Annotated in this window: 20 protein-coding genes and 1 tRNA gene; 12 read left to right on the forward strand and 9 right to left on the reverse strand. The window is 64.6% G+C overall.

Annotated features, from left to right (window positions below):
* Positions 1 to 124 precede the first annotated feature (124 nt).
* From yidD to rpmH, 3 genes are all read right to left on the reverse strand, one after another.
* Positions 125 to 379 (reverse strand): membrane protein insertion efficiency factor YidD, encoded by a 255-nt coding sequence (yidD, locus tag APM_RS10415; RefSeq protein ID WP_007423334.1) that lies wholly within the window; start codon positions 377 to 379, stop codon positions 125 to 127.
* Positions 376 to 738 (reverse strand): ribonuclease P protein component, encoded by a 363-nt coding sequence (rnpA, locus tag APM_RS10420; RefSeq protein ID WP_007423335.1) that lies wholly within the window; start codon positions 736 to 738, stop codon positions 376 to 378. Before rnpA ends, yidD begins: the two co-directional genes overlap by 4 nt.
* Before the next feature lie 67 nt (positions 739 to 805).
* Entirely contained in the window at positions 806 to 940 is a 135-nt protein-coding gene (rpmH, locus tag APM_RS10425; RefSeq protein ID WP_007423336.1) for a 50S ribosomal protein L34, read from the reverse strand.
* Between rpmH and APM_RS10430 the strand changes: the two genes are divergently transcribed.
* Both APM_RS10430 and APM_RS10435 read left to right on the forward strand, forming a co-directional pair.
* A complete protein-coding gene (locus APM_RS10430; RefSeq protein WP_233490046.1) occupies positions 930 to 2,087 on the forward strand; it encodes a patatin-like phospholipase family protein in 1,158 nt (385 codons plus the stop codon). The genes rpmH and APM_RS10430 overlap by 11 nt on opposite strands.
* A 5-nt stretch (positions 2,088 to 2,092) precedes the next feature.
* Positions 2,093 to 3,490 carry a HAMP domain-containing sensor histidine kinase gene (locus APM_RS10435; RefSeq protein WP_007423338.1) on the forward strand — a complete coding sequence of 466 codons (1,398 nt, stop codon included), beginning with the start codon at positions 2,093 to 2,095 and terminating at the stop codon, positions 3,488 to 3,490.
* A gap of 39 nt (positions 3,491 to 3,529) precedes the next feature.
* On the opposite strand, the gene fliP is transcribed toward APM_RS10435, so the two are convergent.
* Entirely contained in the window at positions 3,530 to 4,291 is a 762-nt protein-coding gene (fliP, locus tag APM_RS10440) for a flagellar type III secretion system pore protein FliP (RefSeq protein ID WP_007423339.1), read from the reverse strand.
* Between the two features lie 486 nt (positions 4,292 to 4,777).
* Here fliP and APM_RS10450 point away from each other — a divergent pair, with 486 nt between their 5' ends.
* The 6 genes from APM_RS10450 to APM_RS10475 all read left to right on the forward strand — a co-directional run bounded on the left by APM_RS10450 (position 4,778) and on the right by APM_RS10475 (position 8,116).
* Positions 4,778 to 5,158 (forward strand): flagellar basal body protein, encoded by a 381-nt coding sequence (locus APM_RS10450; RefSeq protein WP_007423340.1) that lies wholly within the window; start codon positions 4,778 to 4,780, stop codon positions 5,156 to 5,158.
* A gap of 16 nt (positions 5,159 to 5,174) precedes the next feature.
* Positions 5,175 to 5,579 carry a flagellar basal body rod protein FlgC gene (flgC, locus tag APM_RS10455; RefSeq protein WP_007423341.1) on the forward strand — a complete coding sequence of 135 codons (405 nt, stop codon included), beginning with the start codon at positions 5,175 to 5,177 and terminating at the stop codon, positions 5,577 to 5,579.
* Complete coding sequence (locus tag APM_RS10460) at positions 5,579 to 5,881, forward strand: flagellar hook-basal body complex protein FliE (RefSeq protein WP_007423342.1); 303 nt, start codon at positions 5,579 to 5,581, stop codon at positions 5,879 to 5,881. Before flgC ends, APM_RS10460 begins: the two co-directional genes overlap by 1 nt.
* Before the next feature lie 75 nt (positions 5,882 to 5,956).
* Positions 5,957 to 6,223, forward strand: a complete 267-nt coding sequence (locus tag APM_RS10465) for a flagellar biosynthetic protein FliQ (protein ID WP_012039834.1) — start codon at positions 5,957 to 5,959, stop codon at positions 6,221 to 6,223.
* A gap of 26 nt (positions 6,224 to 6,249) precedes the next feature.
* A complete protein-coding gene (locus APM_RS10470; protein WP_256379483.1) occupies positions 6,250 to 7,005 on the forward strand; it encodes a flagellar biosynthetic protein FliR in 756 nt (251 codons plus the stop codon).
* Between the two features lie 40 nt (positions 7,006 to 7,045).
* Positions 7,046 to 8,116 (forward strand): flagellar biosynthesis protein FlhB, encoded by a 1,071-nt coding sequence (locus APM_RS10475; RefSeq protein WP_081432887.1) that lies wholly within the window; start codon positions 7,046 to 7,048, stop codon positions 8,114 to 8,116.
* Between the two features lie 7 nt (positions 8,117 to 8,123).
* On the opposite strand, the gene APM_RS10480 is transcribed toward APM_RS10475, so the two are convergent.
* The 5 genes from APM_RS10480 to APM_RS10500 form a co-directional block, all read right to left on the reverse strand.
* Positions 8,124 to 8,777, reverse strand: a complete 654-nt coding sequence (locus tag APM_RS10480; protein WP_012039832.1) for an LON peptidase substrate-binding domain-containing protein — start codon at positions 8,775 to 8,777, stop codon at positions 8,124 to 8,126.
* Between the two features lie 14 nt (positions 8,778 to 8,791).
* Positions 8,792 to 9,727 carry a tetratricopeptide repeat protein gene (locus APM_RS10485; RefSeq protein WP_007423347.1) on the reverse strand — a complete coding sequence of 312 codons (936 nt, stop codon included), beginning with the start codon at positions 9,725 to 9,727 and terminating at the stop codon, positions 8,792 to 8,794.
* Between the two features lie 147 nt (positions 9,728 to 9,874).
* On the reverse strand, positions 9,875 to 10,237 hold the full coding sequence (locus APM_RS10490; protein WP_007423348.1) for a gamma-butyrobetaine hydroxylase-like domain-containing protein: 363 nt from the start codon (positions 10,235 to 10,237) through the stop codon (positions 9,875 to 9,877).
* On the reverse strand, positions 10,234 to 10,419 hold the full coding sequence (locus APM_RS10495; protein ID WP_007423349.1) for a Trm112 family protein: 186 nt from the start codon (positions 10,417 to 10,419) through the stop codon (positions 10,234 to 10,236). The genes APM_RS10490 and APM_RS10495 overlap by 4 nt, the downstream gene beginning before the upstream one ends.
* A gap of 26 nt (positions 10,420 to 10,445) precedes the next feature.
* A tRNA-Arg gene (locus tag APM_RS10500) sits at positions 10,446 to 10,522 on the reverse strand.
* 149 nt (positions 10,523 to 10,671) lie between these two features.
* Between APM_RS10500 and rpiB the strand changes: the two genes are divergently transcribed.
* The 4 genes from rpiB to ribD form a co-directional block, all read left to right on the forward strand.
* A complete protein-coding gene (rpiB, locus tag APM_RS10505) occupies positions 10,672 to 11,124 on the forward strand; it encodes a ribose 5-phosphate isomerase B (protein ID WP_007423350.1) in 453 nt (150 codons plus the stop codon).
* Positions 11,121 to 12,419: a serine hydroxymethyltransferase gene (gene glyA, locus APM_RS10510; protein WP_007423351.1), complete on the forward strand. Its 1,299-nt coding sequence runs from the start codon at positions 11,121 to 11,123 to the stop codon at positions 12,417 to 12,419. Before rpiB ends, glyA begins: the two co-directional genes overlap by 4 nt.
* A gap of 6 nt (positions 12,420 to 12,425) precedes the next feature.
* Positions 12,426 to 12,881, forward strand: coding sequence for a transcriptional regulator NrdR (nrdR, locus tag APM_RS10515; protein ID WP_007423352.1), 456 nt, complete (start codon positions 12,426 to 12,428; stop codon positions 12,879 to 12,881).
* Positions 12,882 to 12,883: 2 nt separating this feature from the next.
* A partial coding sequence (gene ribD / locus APM_RS10520; protein ID WP_007423353.1) for a bifunctional diaminohydroxyphosphoribosylaminopyrimidine deaminase/5-amino-6-(5-phosphoribosylamino)uracil reductase RibD occupies positions 12,884 to 13,701 on the forward strand: 818 nt, incomplete at its 3' end.

The following is a 13,701-nucleotide window of genomic DNA, read 5'->3' on the forward strand; positions in this document are numbered from 1 at the left end:
CTGCGCTGTCTGCGTGGCCGGGTGCGGCGGCGCCTTTTTCGGCGGCGGCAGCACGTAGCTCGCGATGACCTGGAACAGCACGAGGATCACCAGAGAGATCGAGATCGAGTAGAGAAGCCGTCGATTATCCATTCTGTTTCATCTCATCGTGGTGATGGGCCGGTGGGACGGGATCGACCCCGCCCGGATTCCAGGGATGGCAACGCAGGATGCGCCGTGCGGCGAGGGCGGAACCATGCAGCGCGCCATGAACCGCGAGCGCTTCCATCGCATAGGCGCTGCACGAAGGATAGAAGCGGCACTGCCCGCCGAGGACAGATGACAGCGTCAGCTGATAGGCCCGCACCCCGCCACGCAGCAACTTCGTCGCCGTGTTCATCGCGCGTCTGCCGCCGCAGGGGGAAAAGCCGCGTCGAGCACGGCGCGGAAATCCGCGCGGAGGCTTGAAAATTCGGCGGTTGCCGTGCCTTTGCGGGCGATCAGGACGATGTCCGCCCCGGAAACCGATCGGTGGCGCAATTCTTCGCGAGCGAGCGCACGAAGCCGGCGGCGTGCCCGGTTCCGGATGACCGCGTTGCCGACCTTCCGGCTCGCGGTCAGGCCGAGGCGGACGGGCGCGCCGGGCATTGTCAGCAGGATTTGTACGACGAAACCTTCGCGCGCCGCCTTCCGCCCATGGGCAGCGGCACGGAGGAAATCGGCACGCTGGGGCAGAGACTGGAAGGGCGCGGCGCGCATGATCGTGACTGGTTCCGGGCCCGGCCACGCAGCGCGATGTGCGGGCCCGGGCGAACGCGAAGGAACGTCAGGCGGAAAGACGCTTCCGGCCCTTCGCGCGACGGCTTGCCAGCACCTTGCGGCCGCCGACGGTCTCCATCCGCGAGCGGAAACCATGGCGGCGCTTGCGAACGAGCTTGGAGGGTTGGTAGGTGCGCTTCACGGTCTCTACTCCAATGACTGCCGTATGGCGGTGGTTGCGGGCAACCTGCCGCCGGTTGAATTCGGAAAACAGGCAGAGCGCCGCGTTCCGTCCGGAGCGGCTCCCTTCGGTCCGTCCTCTTAGGCATTGTCCTGCCCGACGTCAACAAAGACGGCTGAACCGCCGCGTGCCGGCGCGGTTCCGCTTGCCCAACCCATATGCGATTGTGCAGATTGCGATGATGACCTCACAGCAACCGTATCGTTGTCGCACTGCGCTGGCCCTGCAGGGCGGCGGCTCGCACGGCGCCTATGCCTGGGGTGTTCTCGACGCATTGCTGGCCGCCGGGGAGGTGTTCGACGCCGTCTGCGGTGTTTCCTCCGGCGCCATTCTAGGCACGATGGCCGTCCAGGGTTTCGTTCGCGGCGGGGCGGACGGCGCCCGGGCGGCGATGGCGCAGTTCTGGGACCGGGTGGTGGCGACCAACGTGCTGGCGCCGCTGACGTCGCATCTCGACCGCTGGCTGCCCGGCTTCGAGGTCGGGCGCGAATTCGGCAGCAACCTTGCAATGCAGGGTATTGCGACGGTTCTCAGCATGTTTGGACACGCGTCGATCAACCCGCTTGGGCAGAATCCGCTGCGTCCGATCCTGACGGATTTGCTCGATCGTGCCGCCTTGGCCGATCCTTCGGCGCCGCGGCTGTTCATTGCGGCGACCGCCGTGGAGTCGGGGTTGTCACGCATATTCACGAATCAGGACATCACGGTCGACGCCCTTCTGGCTTCCGCCTGCCTGCCGACTCTGTTTCCGACAGTGCTGATCGATGGAATCGCTTACTGGGACGGGGCGTATTCGGGCAATCCGCCTCTCGGTCCGTTGCTGGCGCTCGATCCCGAGAGGCTGGTGCTGATTCGGGCGCAGAGCCGGCTTCGGGCCGGCGTGCCGAGCCAGCCGGCCGATATTCTCAATCGGGTGCAGGAACTCGCCTTCCAGACGGCGATCGACGCTGAATGCGCCCTGCTGCCGCCGACGCTGACCTTCATCGAATATCCGGCCGATCGAGCCCTGGCCGGCCTTTCGCCCGAATCGCGGGCCTATGCGGACCGTGCCTTTCTCGATCGCCTGTTCGAGGAAGGGCGCGCCGCTTTCCGCGCGAGGGCCGCCTGACCGCCATGAACAAAGTCTTCGGGCGATGGATCGGCCACAGCCTGTCGGCGCGGCTGCTCTGGCTGACCGTGATCGTGACGCTGCTTGTCGAGGTCATGATCCTGTTGCCGAGCCTCGGCCATGAACGCAGCGCCTGGCTGATGAACAGAGTGACCGAGGCCCATCTCGCGGCGCTGACGGTATCGACCGCGCCGCATGGGGTCGTCGATCTGTCGACTCGCAACGAATTGCTCCGTCTGTCTGGCACCGAGGCGATCCGGCTCGTGCAGGGCGGACGCAGCATCCTGGTGTTGCCGCCGCGGGGGACGGTGCGCGCCGAGGGCTCGATCAACCTCGCGCACGAAACCCTGTTTGGTTCCGTTCTCAGGGCTCTCGATGTGCAGTTCGGCCTTGCCCCGCGCGATGTGCTGGTCACCGCGCCAAGTCCGCTGCAGCCGAATGTCATCGTGCAGATCGTCGTCCACAATCCCGTTCTCGCAAGGCATCTGTGGCACTATGCGGACCATACCGCGGCCCTCTCTCTCGCCATCGCGCTGCTGACCGGACTGGTGGTCTATGTCGCGCTCAACCGGGTGCTCGTGCTGCCGATGCGCCGGCTGACGGAAAGCATCACCCGCTTCCGGGAAGATCCCGAGCACGCCGCGCCGCTTGCGATCCGGCCGGCGGATGAGTTCAGGGACGATGAGATCGCGGTTGCCGCGCGCGAACTCGCAAGCATGCAGACGGAGCTTCGTGCCGCGCTGTGGCGCAATGCCAGGCTGGCGGCACTCGGCACGGCGGTGGCCAAGATCAGCCACGATCTGCGCAACATACTATCGACGGCGCTGCTGGTCGCTGACCGGCTTTCCGGAAGTGCTGACCCCGCGATCCGCAGCGGCGCGACGACCCTGGTCGACGCGGTCGAACGCGCGACGGATCTCGTCACTCATACGCTCAGTTTCGCCCGGGAGGGCCCGCCGCCTCTGGTCAGAGCGGCCTGTCCCCTGGCGGAACTGGTCGCGGACGTCGCCGCGCAGACGCGCCTGCTGCACGAGCGCCTGACCATCGAAACGAACATTCCAGCCGAAATCATGCCGTCGCTGGACAGAACGCAGATGCAGCGCGCCTTGCTGAACCTGATGCGCAACGCCGCCGAGGCGGGGGCGGGCCGGCTCGTCATCAGCAGCGGCATCGATGCCGGCCAGGTCATCATCGACATCGTGGATGACGGACCTGGTCTGCCCGAGCGGGCGCAGGCCAATCTGTTCAGGCCCTTCACAGGGTCTGCCCGCAGCGGCGGAACGGGCCTGGGCCTCGCCATCGCCCGTGACCTGGTGCGCGCCCATGGAGGCGAGCTTACGCTCGTGGCGACGAGCAGCAGAGGAACGCATTTCAGGATATCGATCCCGCTCGACCCCGGCTGACCGGCCGTCACGCAGGGTGAGGAGATGTTCCAGTCGCAACTAGAAATGTATGGGCGGAAAGCTTCTCACCAGGCTGCCGCAGACGAGTTGCCAGCCATCGACAAGAACGAAAAAGATGATCTTGAATGGCAGTGACACCGCGGTGGGCGGCAGCATCATCATGCCGAGGCTCATCAGGATCGAGGAAATGACGATGTCGATCACCATGAACGGCAGGAAGATCATGAAGCCCATTTCAAATCCGCGGCGCAACTCACCGACGACGAAGCCGGGAATCAGTGCGCGCCAAGGAACATCCTGCATGTTTGCCGGCGGCTTGATGTGTGCCAGCGAGAGGAAGACCCGCACGTCGGCGGGGCGGGCATTATCAGCGAGAAACGTGTGAAACGGCGCGGCGGCGAGCTTCAGCCCCTCCAGCGTGCCAACATCGCCCTGGGTCATCGGCAGGAGACCGGTGTGCCATGACTGCGAGAACACCGGGGCCATGACAAAATAGGTGAGAAACAGAGCAAGTCCGATCAGCACCGAGTTTGGCGGTGTCGTCTGTGTGCCGAGGGCCGTGCGCAGCAGACTCAGCACGATGACGATCCGCGTGAAGGCCGTGAGCATGACAAGCAGGCTGGGCGCCAGCGAGATGACGCCGATCAGCGCGATGAGCTGGATAAGCTTCGCGGTTTCGGGCGCGCCGCCCGACCCGAGATCGAGATTGACCGACTGGGCATGGGCGGCGTGAGGCAAGGCCAGGAGGGCAAGGCCGAGGCCGGCCCCCAGCAGCACGCCGGTGCGTGTACGCCGGTTCATCAGGTGTCGTTCCCTTGCCGAGCCGTCGGCAAGAGCTGTATTTGGTCCGATCGCGGGCCATTCATGACAACAAAACTGAAGTCGCCCAGTGTAACGATCGACAATGTCGTGCTGCGGCCGACTCGGCAGGACTGGGTTTGGGCCGTCACGCCCCAAGCGGAGGCAATCCCTGTCAAGGCGCTGGTCAGACGGAGTCGGCGCAGAATTGCGGCAAGTCCCGCAATCAGGAGCAAGACGACCCCCAGCGCGATAACAACGTGCTCTATTCCTGCCATGCCCATTCTGCAGCAGTCTCCGGATCTGATCCCGCCGACCTGGCTTCGCCCGAATCGGCGGCTGGTCGGTCTGCGGAAGAAAGCCGGAAAAAGATTAATATTTCATTGAACCTGCGTGTCGGGTTCGCAGAAATAAAAAAATTAATGCCCATTATCCTTGACGGAATTTTAACTTTTCAAAGGCATCATCCTTCCGGTTTCGGAGGGCAAAATGACCTTGAATCTTATCGGCCTCGCCGCCGATCGGCTGGTCTATCTGGCGCAATCGCAATCGGTATTGGCGCAAAACATAGCGAATATCGATACCCCAGGATATGTGTCCAGAATGCCGGTTGCGTTCTCGGATACGCTGAACGGCACTGGCAATCTTGCCTTGGCCACGACGAATGCCCTCGATATTCCGTCATCCTCCGGTCAATCCGTTGGCACGGAGACAGCCACCGTCGCGGCACGTGCGCCCGATGGAAACGCGGTTTCGCTTGAAAGTCAGCTCGCGGCGGTCGCCGGAACCCAGATCAACCAGCAATATGCAGTGAATATCTACAAGACCTATCTTGGCATGTTCACTACGGCGCTTGGTCCCAATCCGTAAAATCCGAGGAACTATAATGAAATTCGGTACCACACTCGACATTACGGCTGCGGGACTGTCAGCGCAGGATGCGCGGCTGCAGGTCATCGCGCAGAATCTGGCCAACGCGGACAGCACGGGCTCGACGCCGGGCAGCAATCCATATCAGCGAAAGACCATCTCATTCCAGGACGTCTTTAGCCAGACCACCGGCACTGACCTGGTGCAGGTTGCGAATATCGGCAAGGACACGGCGCCATTCCCAATGAAATACGATCCCTCCAATCCCGCGGCCAACGCCCAGGGCTACGTCAAGTTGCCAAACGTAAATAGTCTGGTGGAACTCATGGATATGCAGCAGGCCGAGCGTTCCTACGATGCCAATCTCTCCGTCATGAATGCCACGCGCGGCATGATGACCCGCACGCTGGGGCTGATCTGATGTCCGGAACGATCTCGGCTCTCGTAAATCCGTCCAATGCAATCTCTGCCTATGGTCGCGCTGCCGGCACGGGCGCGGCCGGTTCGCCCAGCTTTGGCGATTACATGTCGAACGTCATCACGAGCGCAATTCATCAGAGCGCGTCGACGGAGCAGGCAGCCAGTTCCGGTTTGATGGGAAAGGGAGACCTTACCCATGTCGTTGCCTCTGTTGCCCAGGCTCAGGTTGCGTTGCAGACAACCGTTGCCATCCGTGATCGTCTGATCCAGGCCTATCAATCGATCATGAGCATGCCGATCTGATCATGGGCGGTGGTGCTTCAGCGACGATTGGCAGACAAAAGGAGCGGCGGTCCGGCATCGCTTGCGGTTCCCGGCATGACTGATCCAGCGGTCATCACGTCGCTCCACGAGGCATTTCTTGTTGCGGCGCAACTATCGGCGCCGCCTTTGCTCGCCGCGCTCGTGGCGGGCGTCGTGATATCGCTGCTGCAGGCGGTGACGCAAATCAACGAGGCGACCATTGTCTTTTTGCCAAAGATGGCTGCCGTCGCCGGAACATTGATGATCATGGGCAGTTTTTTGCTCGGTACGTTATCGCAGTTCGCGCACGAGATATTCACCGCCATGATTCACGTCGGCTGATCATGTTTCCGCACGGCCTTGCCGATATGGTTTTCGGGCCGTTGCTGATTTTCATCAGAATTTCGAGTCTAGTCATGGCGCTGCCCTTCATGGGGGCGGGGAATGCGCCGCCGCAGATACGCATCGGGCTGTCGATCGCTCTTACGGCAATCGTGGCGCCGTTGATCGTCTCCGGTACGATTGGCGTTCCATCCTCGATTCCGGTTTTCGTGTTTCTGGTGCTTCGTGAGATCGTTGTCGGGCTATCTCTCGGCTGGCTCACGGCGGCGATCATGCTGAGCCTGCCCGTAGCGGGACAGATCATTTCCTATCAGATGGGCCTGTCCAGCGTGTTGCTGCCGAATGTCGAGATTGGTCCGAACAGCACGCTGGTGGCGAATGCCCTGAGCGTCATGTTGCCGGCTGTAGTGTTCACCACCGGTCTTTTTATGTTGCCGGTCCTCGCCATAATCCGGTCGTTCCGGGTAATCCCGCTGACGTCGACAATCATTGGCGCTCATCTTCCCCCGGCGGGGCTGCTGCTCGGCTTCGCTGTCCGGGCCGTGTCGGCAGAGTTCGTGACGGCCTTGCATCTTGCCGCGCCCTTTCTCTTCATCGGTCTCCTGTGGCAAGCCGGTCTTGGACTGATGTCCAAGGTCGCCCCGAGCATGCAGGTTTATTTCGTTGCAGCCCCGCTGCAGCTGCTTGGCGGCATGTTTCTGCTCGCGATCCTCGCCTCCCCGATGCTCACTGTCTGGCAGGATGCGATGCTGCCGCTTCTGCATGCTTACGCGAGCTGGTGAGATGCAGGCCGGAATCCGTGATATCGCATGAGGTCGTGTCATAGCGGCTGAAGACAAGGAAGATCGGACCGAAGCTGCGACGCCAACGCGCCTTGCGAAGGCGTTGGACGAGCAGGGGCCCGGAACGTCCAGGGAAGTGGCGACACTGGCCAGTCTCGGTGTTGCCCTTGCGGTGATGATCGGTGTGCTGCCGTCTTCCGCCGAACGCCTTGCGAATACGCTTGCGAGCGCCTTCACCAGGGCTGCAACGGTCGACAGTGGGGCCGGTCTCAGCCGCGCCTTATGGCAGGCTGGAATGGCATCGCTCGGCGTTTTCATTCCGTTTGCAGGCGCGATTGCACTATCGGCAATCGTCGTATCGCTCCTGCAGACCGGCTTCAGGACGAACTGGGGGGCGATTGGCCTGAACTTCGCCAGGTTGAACCCGCTTGCCGGCATCGGCAAACTGTTTGGGACTCCAAACCTCGCCGCTTCCGGACAGTCCATCCTCAAGTTGGCGGCGATTGGTGCAGCGCTTTATGTCGTCATGGACGCAAGGCTCCACGGCCTGGAGGCGATGCTGCTCGGTTCGGAAAAGACGCTTCTTGCGGCGATCTTTGGTTCGATCGTTGCCATTCTGTCTGCGGCCGTCATGATTCAGGTTGTTTCGGGCGCAGTCGACTTCGTGTTGGTGCGCAACCGCTTTTCGACTTCAGTCAAAATGTCACGGCAGGAAGTCAAGGACGAACAGAAGGAAACGGATGGCGATCCCCACGTTCGCGCGCGGATCAAGGCGGCGCGAAGTGCCCTTGCCAAACGAAGCCTCAACGTGGCGATGGCCCGGGCGGCCGTCGTCATTACGAACCCGACACATTATGCGGTTGCGCTGGAATACCGTGCGGGCCAGGCGGAAGCGCCGAAGATCGTCGCCAAGGGCGCAGATGAACGAGCGGCGCGGATCCGGGATCTTGCGCGCGAGGCCCGCATTCCGATCGTGGCAAATCCGCCGCTCGCCAGGGCGCTGTTCCAGCAGGATGTTGAAACCGAGATCCTGCCCGAGCATTACCGGGCGGTGGCCGAAATCATCGCCTATATCTGGAAGCTTGCGGAGCGGCAGATGTCGCGGATCTGAACGTCGATCAGGAACGACGGGAGTGGATCTCAAGGATCGCCAGCAACGATCGCACACGTTCTGCGTCGGTCCGGGCTTCGAGAAGTGTCTGCTTCTCGATCGGGCTGAACGGGCACGCCATGCACAGGGTAACAATCAGCGCATCGTCCGAGATTTCATTGATCGCATCCCAGTTCGCATCGACGCCGATCGCTTCGAAATAGCGTCGTAGCGCGCCGGTCAGCAGCTCTCGCGAAACGAGGGGAGGGGCTCCGATGGCGCCATTCGACTGTATCGCGAAATCATCGCGGAATGCGGACACATCGCCCTGCACCCGGCGGTAGCCGCGCCGCATTTCCGCTTCCTCGACGACCTCGAAGCGAACGAGACCCGTCAGGGTGATGAGATAGCGTCCGTCATCCGTCTCGCTGAAGGCCGTGATGCGGCCGAGGCAGCCGAGGCGATAGATGGCCGGCCCGTTCGCGGTTCGCGGTGTGTCGGGAAGCGGCTGGATCATGCCGAACATTCGCCCCGCGGCCATCGCGTCGTCGACCATGGCCAGATAGCGCGGCTCGAAAATGTTCAGCGGCAGACGCCCGCCCGGAAACAGCACGGCCCCGGTCAGTGGAAAGATCGGAAAGATCTCCGGGACGCCCTCGAACCGTGCGGACGTCCCCGACATGCCGAAGAGTGAACTCAACTGAACAGCAGGGCCGAGAGTTTGCGCCGGGCGGCCATCGTGTCGGCGTCATCGACGCCCCAGGCGTCGAAGAACTTGAGAAGCTGAAGTCGGGCCGCGTCATCCTTCCAGTTGCGCTGACGTCGCATGATGTCGAGCAGGGCCTCGGCGGCGCCGGTGCGGTCGCCGGTGGCGTTGAGGGCGGCAGCGAGAGCGAACCGGGTGTCGTGGTCGTTCGGATCCGCGGCAAGCCTGGCCTGGAGTTCGGCCAGTTGGCGGGCGGCCATGCGGCCTTCGCGGGCGACGGAAACCGCCGTCTTTGCCGCCTGGATCTCCGCGTGCTCGGCGAGGGATTGCGGGACCTCGGCCAGGATGGCCTCGGCCCTCTCATCCGCGCCGAGGGCGACAAGCGCCCGCACGAGGCCGGCCCAGGCCTCGGGGCGGTTCTGGTCCTCATCGAGCGCAGCGCTGAACAGGGCGGCGGCCTGCTCCGGCTGATCGTCCTCCATCGCCTTGCGGGCCTGAGCGATCAGGTCTGCCGAGGGTGCCGAGGAGCCGGCCAGCTTGAGCAGCGCGTCGACGAACCGGCGCACCTCGCTTTCCGGCAGGGCGCCCTGGAACAGATCGGCGATCTGTCCCTGCCAGAATGCGGCGACGGTCGGCACCGACTGCAACGGCAACCCGAGGCTCGAAAGCTGCTGAACGAGCGCGCGGTTCTCGTCGATGTCGATCTTGACCAGCCTGATCCTGCCGCCATAGGCGCGGACGACTTTCTCGAGCGTCGGCGTCAGCGTCTTGCAGGGACCGCACCAGGTAGCCCAGAAATCGACCAGAACCGGGACCTTTCTCGATGCCTCGACGACATCGGCCATGAACGTGGTCTGGCTGCCCTCGATGATTGCGGCGTCCGCGCCTGTTGGGCGCCGTGCGTCCGAGTCGGTGAAATGATCCATGGTCGCTGATCCGTTGCTATGACTCCCTAGATGATAGTCAACCGCGCCCGCGCAAGCCAGTCGGACGCATGGATGCCCCCGGACCGGCGATCAGCGGCCGCCTTGTGAGCCAAAGGGATGTGTGCAAGCCGTCCGCGCGGCGCGGGATCAGCCGGGATCGCGGGAGAGGCCCGCGGCGTCGAGCGCCTTCAGATAAGCGGTCCACCGCTGATCCTGCTCGCGCCCCAGCCTGTGAAGATAGTCCCAGGAATAGATGCCGGTGGAGTGCCCGTCGTCGAAGGTGATTCGCACCGCGTAGTTGCCGTTCGGCTCGAGGCGGGAGATGCCCACCGCCTTCTTGCCGGCGACCAGTTGCCGCTCTGAAGGGCTGTGGCCCTGCACTTCGGCACTCGGGCTCTCGACGCGGAGATATTCGGCCGAAAGCTCGAAGCGAGCGCCATCGGCGAAGGTGATCTCGAGCACCCGCTCGGCCCGGCGCAGGCGGATTTCGGTCGGTTCGGGCGCGGTCACGGGTCGATCTGGCGCGCTTCGTCGACCAGCATGATCGGGATGCCGTCCCGGATCGGAAAGGCGAGGCCGGCTTTCGTGCTGATCAGTTCCCCGGCCTCGCGATCATAGATCAGCGGCCCCTTGGTGAGCGGGCAGACCAGGATTTCCAGAAGGCGGGGGTCGATCGGCGCCGGATCGGCCATTGGCGGGCATCCTCTGCGGCGGGGACTGGCGGACCCGAAGAGACTCGAACTCCTAACCCCCAGATTCGTAGTCTGGTGCTCTATCCAGTTGAGCTACGGGTCCGCCGTGGAGGGCGAATTAGCGGATCGGCGGCGATCCCGCAACCCCATAACGCGGTTGTGCCCCATGCACGCCATTCGCGGCCAGCCAGTGCGACATCGCTTGGCGCAAATCCGGTTTCGCGCCAGGGCCGGGCGTGCTAAGGCCCCGCCATGAGCGAAAACATGACACTGGTGGTCGGCGCCGACCATGCGGGGTTCGAATTGAAGGACCGGCTGGCAGAGGCCGCGCGCGCCGCCGGCTGGGCGGTGATCGATTGCGGCACGAATTCGGCCGCGAGCGTGGATTATCCCGATATCGCGCATGAGGTGAGCATGCGGATCGAGGCCGGATCGGCCCGTTTCGGCCTGCTTGTGTGCGGTTCCGGCATCGGCATGGCGATCGCGGCGAACCGCCACACCGGCGTTCGTTGCGCGCAGGCCCATGATGCAACCGAGGCGCGCCTTTCGCGCATGCACAATAATGCCAATATCCTCGCTCTGGGCGCCCGGCTGACCGGCGAAATGGTCGCGCTGGACGCGCTCAATGCGTTTCTGACCACCGAATTCGAAGGCGGCCGGCACGAGAAGAGGCTCGCCAAACTGACCCCGGAGCCGAAATCATGAACCAGCAGAGCCCGATCGCGAACATCTCGCGCTTCTTCAACGCCCCTCTCGCCGAGACCGATCCTGATCTCGCGGCGGCGATCGGCCGCGAACTCGGCCGCCAGCAGGACGGCATCGAACTGATCGCCTCCGAGAATATCGTCTCCCGCGCCGTGCTCGAGGCCCAGGGGTCGGTGCTGACCAACAAATACGCCGAAGGCTATCCCGGCAAGCGCTACTATGGCGGTTGCGCGGCGGTCGATATCGCCGAGGAACTGGCGATCGCGCGCGCGAAGGAGCTGTTCGGCTGCGCCTTCGCCAATGTCCAGCCGCATTCCGGCGCGCAGGCCAACCAGGCGGTGTTCCTCGCCCTGCTCAACGCGGGCGACACGATTCTGGGCATGAGCCTCGCCGCCGGCGGCCATCTGACCCATGGGGCGGCGCCGAACCTGTCCGGCAAGTGGTTCGACGCCGTGCAGTATGGCGTGAAGCGCGAGGATGGCACGCTGGATTACGAGGAGCTGGAGCGCCTCGCGCGCGAGCGCAAGCCGAAGCTGATCATCGCCGGCGGCTCGGCCTATCCGCGCTTCATCGACTTTGCCCGCATCCGCAAGGTGGCGGACGAGGTCGGCGCCTATTTCATGGTCGACATGGCGCATTTCGCCGGGCTCGTCGCGGCCGGGATCTTCCCCTCGCCGGTGCCCCACGCGCATGTCGTTACCACGACGACGCACAAGACCCTGCGCGGCCCGCGCGGCGGCATGATCCTCTCCAACGACCTCGACCTCGGCAAGAAGATCAACTCGGCGGTGTTCCCCGGCCTGCAGGGCGGCCCGCTGATGCATGTGATCGCGGCGAAGGCGGTCGCCTTCGGCGAGGCGCTCCGCCCCGAATTCCGCGCCTACCAGAAGGCGCTGGCCGACAATGCCAAGGTGCTGGCGGAAACGCTGGTCGAGGGCGGTCTCGATATCGTGACCGGCGGGACCGACTGCCATCTCATGCTGGTGGATCTCCGCCCGAAGAACGTGACCGGCAAGGCGGCGGAGGCCTCGCTCGAGCGCGCCCACATGACCGCGAACAAGAACGCGATTCCGTTCGACCCGGCGAAGCCGGCGGTCACCTCCGGCATTCGCCTCGGCACGCCGGCGGCGACGACGCGCGGTTTCGGGCCCGACGAGTTCCGCATGGTCGGCCGTTTCATCGTCGAGGTGCTGGACGGGCTCTCGGCATCGAACGACGGTGACAACGCCGCCGTCGAGGCGGCGGTGGGCGCCAAGGTGCTGGAGCTCTGCGCCCGGTTCCCGATCTACCGGTAAAAAAGCGTGCGCTGCCCGTTCTGCGGCGAGGCCGATACCCAGGTCAAGGACAGCCGGCCGACGGAGGATGGCGCCGCCATCCGTCGCCGGCGCTTCTGCCCGCAGTGCAGCCAGCGTTTCACCACGATCGAGCGCGTGCAGCTGCGCGAGCTGGTCGTGGTGAAGGCCGATCAGCGGCGGGTCGCGTTCGATCGTGACAAGCTGGCCCGTTCGATCCGCACCGCGCTGCGCAAGCGACCCGTCGATGACGAGCGGATCGAGCGGATCGTCAACGGCATCGTCCGCAAGCTGGAAGCCTCGGGCGAGGCGGAAATTCCGTCCAGCGAGATTGGCGAGCTGGTGATGGATACGTTGAAAGAGGTCGATGCGGTGGCCTATGTGCGCTTCGCCTCGGTCTATCGCGATTTCCGGGAAGCCAAGGATTTCAAGGCCTTCCTGGGTACGATGGACCCATCGAAATAGGCATGGACGATCTCGCGCATATGCGGACGGCCCTCGCGCTCGCACGGCGCGGCCTGGGCGAGACCGCGCCGAATCCGACCGTCGGCTGCGTGATCGTGCGCGGCGGGCGGGTGGTCGGGCGTGGCCGCACGGCACAAGGCGGGCGGCCGCATGCCGAAACCGAAGCCCTTGCCGCGGCGGGCGACGCGGCAAGGGGCGCCACCGCCTATGTCACGCTCGAACCCTGCGCCCATCACGGCCGGACGCCGCCCTGCGCCGATGCGCTGGTCGCGGCCGGCATCGCGCGCGTCGTCGTCGCCATGACCGACCCGGACGAGCGGACCAACGGCGCGGGCCTCGCCCGCCTGCGCGAGGCGGGACTCGAGGTGGTCGAGGGAATTGGCGGTGCCGAGGCCGCGGAAATCAATGCAGGGTTCTGCAAGCGCATCCGCGAGGGGCGGCCGCTGGTGACGCTGAAACTCGCGACCTCGCTCGACGGGCAGATCGCGACGCGCACCGGCGCCAGCCAGTGGATCACCGGTGCGGCGGCCCGCCAGGCGGCGCACGCGTTGCGCGGGACGCATGACGCCGTGATGGTCGGCGTCGGCACCGTGCTGGCCGATGATCCGGAACTGACCTGCCGCCTCGAGGGCTTCCGCAGCACGCCGGTCATCCGCCTGATCGTCGATTCGCATTTGCGGATCCCGCTCGACGGGCGGCTGGTGCGCGGGGCCGCGGACCACCCCCTCTGGATCGTGCATCGCGACGGCGCCGACCCGGCCCGGCGCGCGGCGCTGCTCGATCTCGGCGCCCGGCTGTTCGAGGTTCCCGCCGCCCCGGT

Source organism: Acidiphilium sp. PM (assembly GCF_000219295.1).
In the GTDB taxonomy this organism is placed as follows: domain Bacteria; phylum Pseudomonadota; class Alphaproteobacteria; order Acetobacterales; family Acetobacteraceae; genus Acidiphilium; species Acidiphilium multivorum.

Bases quoted from the DNA above. Each gene is read 5' to 3' on its own strand.
- yidD (WP_007423334.1), bottom strand. From the start codon at position 379: ATGAACACGGCGACGAAGTTGCTGCGTGGCGGGGTGCGGGCCTATCAG.
- APM_RS10465 (WP_012039834.1), top strand. From the start codon at position 5,957: ATGACTGATCCAGCGGTCATCACGTCGCTCCACGAGGCATTTCTTGTT.
- APM_RS10460 (WP_007423342.1), top strand. From the start codon at position 5,579: ATGTCCGGAACGATCTCGGCTCTCGTAAATCCGTCCAATGCAATCTCT.
- rnpA (WP_007423335.1), bottom strand. From the start codon at position 738: ATGCGCGCCGCGCCCTTCCAGTCTCTGCCCCAGCGTGCCGATTTCCTC.
- fliP (WP_007423339.1), bottom strand. From the start codon at position 4,291: ATGAACCGGCGTACACGCACCGGCGTGCTGCTGGGGGCCGGCCTCGGC.
- APM_RS10495 (WP_007423349.1), bottom strand. From the start codon at position 10,419: ATGGCCGATCCGGCGCCGATCGACCCCCGCCTTCTGGAAATCCTGGTC.
- APM_RS10485 (WP_007423347.1), bottom strand. From the start codon at position 9,727: ATGGATCATTTCACCGACTCGGACGCACGGCGCCCAACAGGCGCGGAC.
- APM_RS10470 (WP_256379483.1), top strand. From the start codon at position 6,250: ATGGTTTTCGGGCCGTTGCTGATTTTCATCAGAATTTCGAGTCTAGTC.
- APM_RS10435 (WP_007423338.1), top strand. From the start codon at position 2,093: ATGAACAAAGTCTTCGGGCGATGGATCGGCCACAGCCTGTCGGCGCGG.
- rpiB (WP_007423350.1), top strand. From the start codon at position 10,672: ATGAGCGAAAACATGACACTGGTGGTCGGCGCCGACCATGCGGGGTTC.
- APM_RS10480 (WP_012039832.1), bottom strand. From the start codon at position 8,777: ATGTCGGGGACGTCCGCACGGTTCGAGGGCGTCCCGGAGATCTTTCCG.
- flgC (WP_007423341.1), top strand. From the start codon at position 5,175: ATGAAATTCGGTACCACACTCGACATTACGGCTGCGGGACTGTCAGCG.
- glyA (WP_007423351.1), top strand. From the start codon at position 11,121: ATGAACCAGCAGAGCCCGATCGCGAACATCTCGCGCTTCTTCAACGCC.
- APM_RS10450 (WP_007423340.1), top strand. From the start codon at position 4,778: ATGACCTTGAATCTTATCGGCCTCGCCGCCGATCGGCTGGTCTATCTG.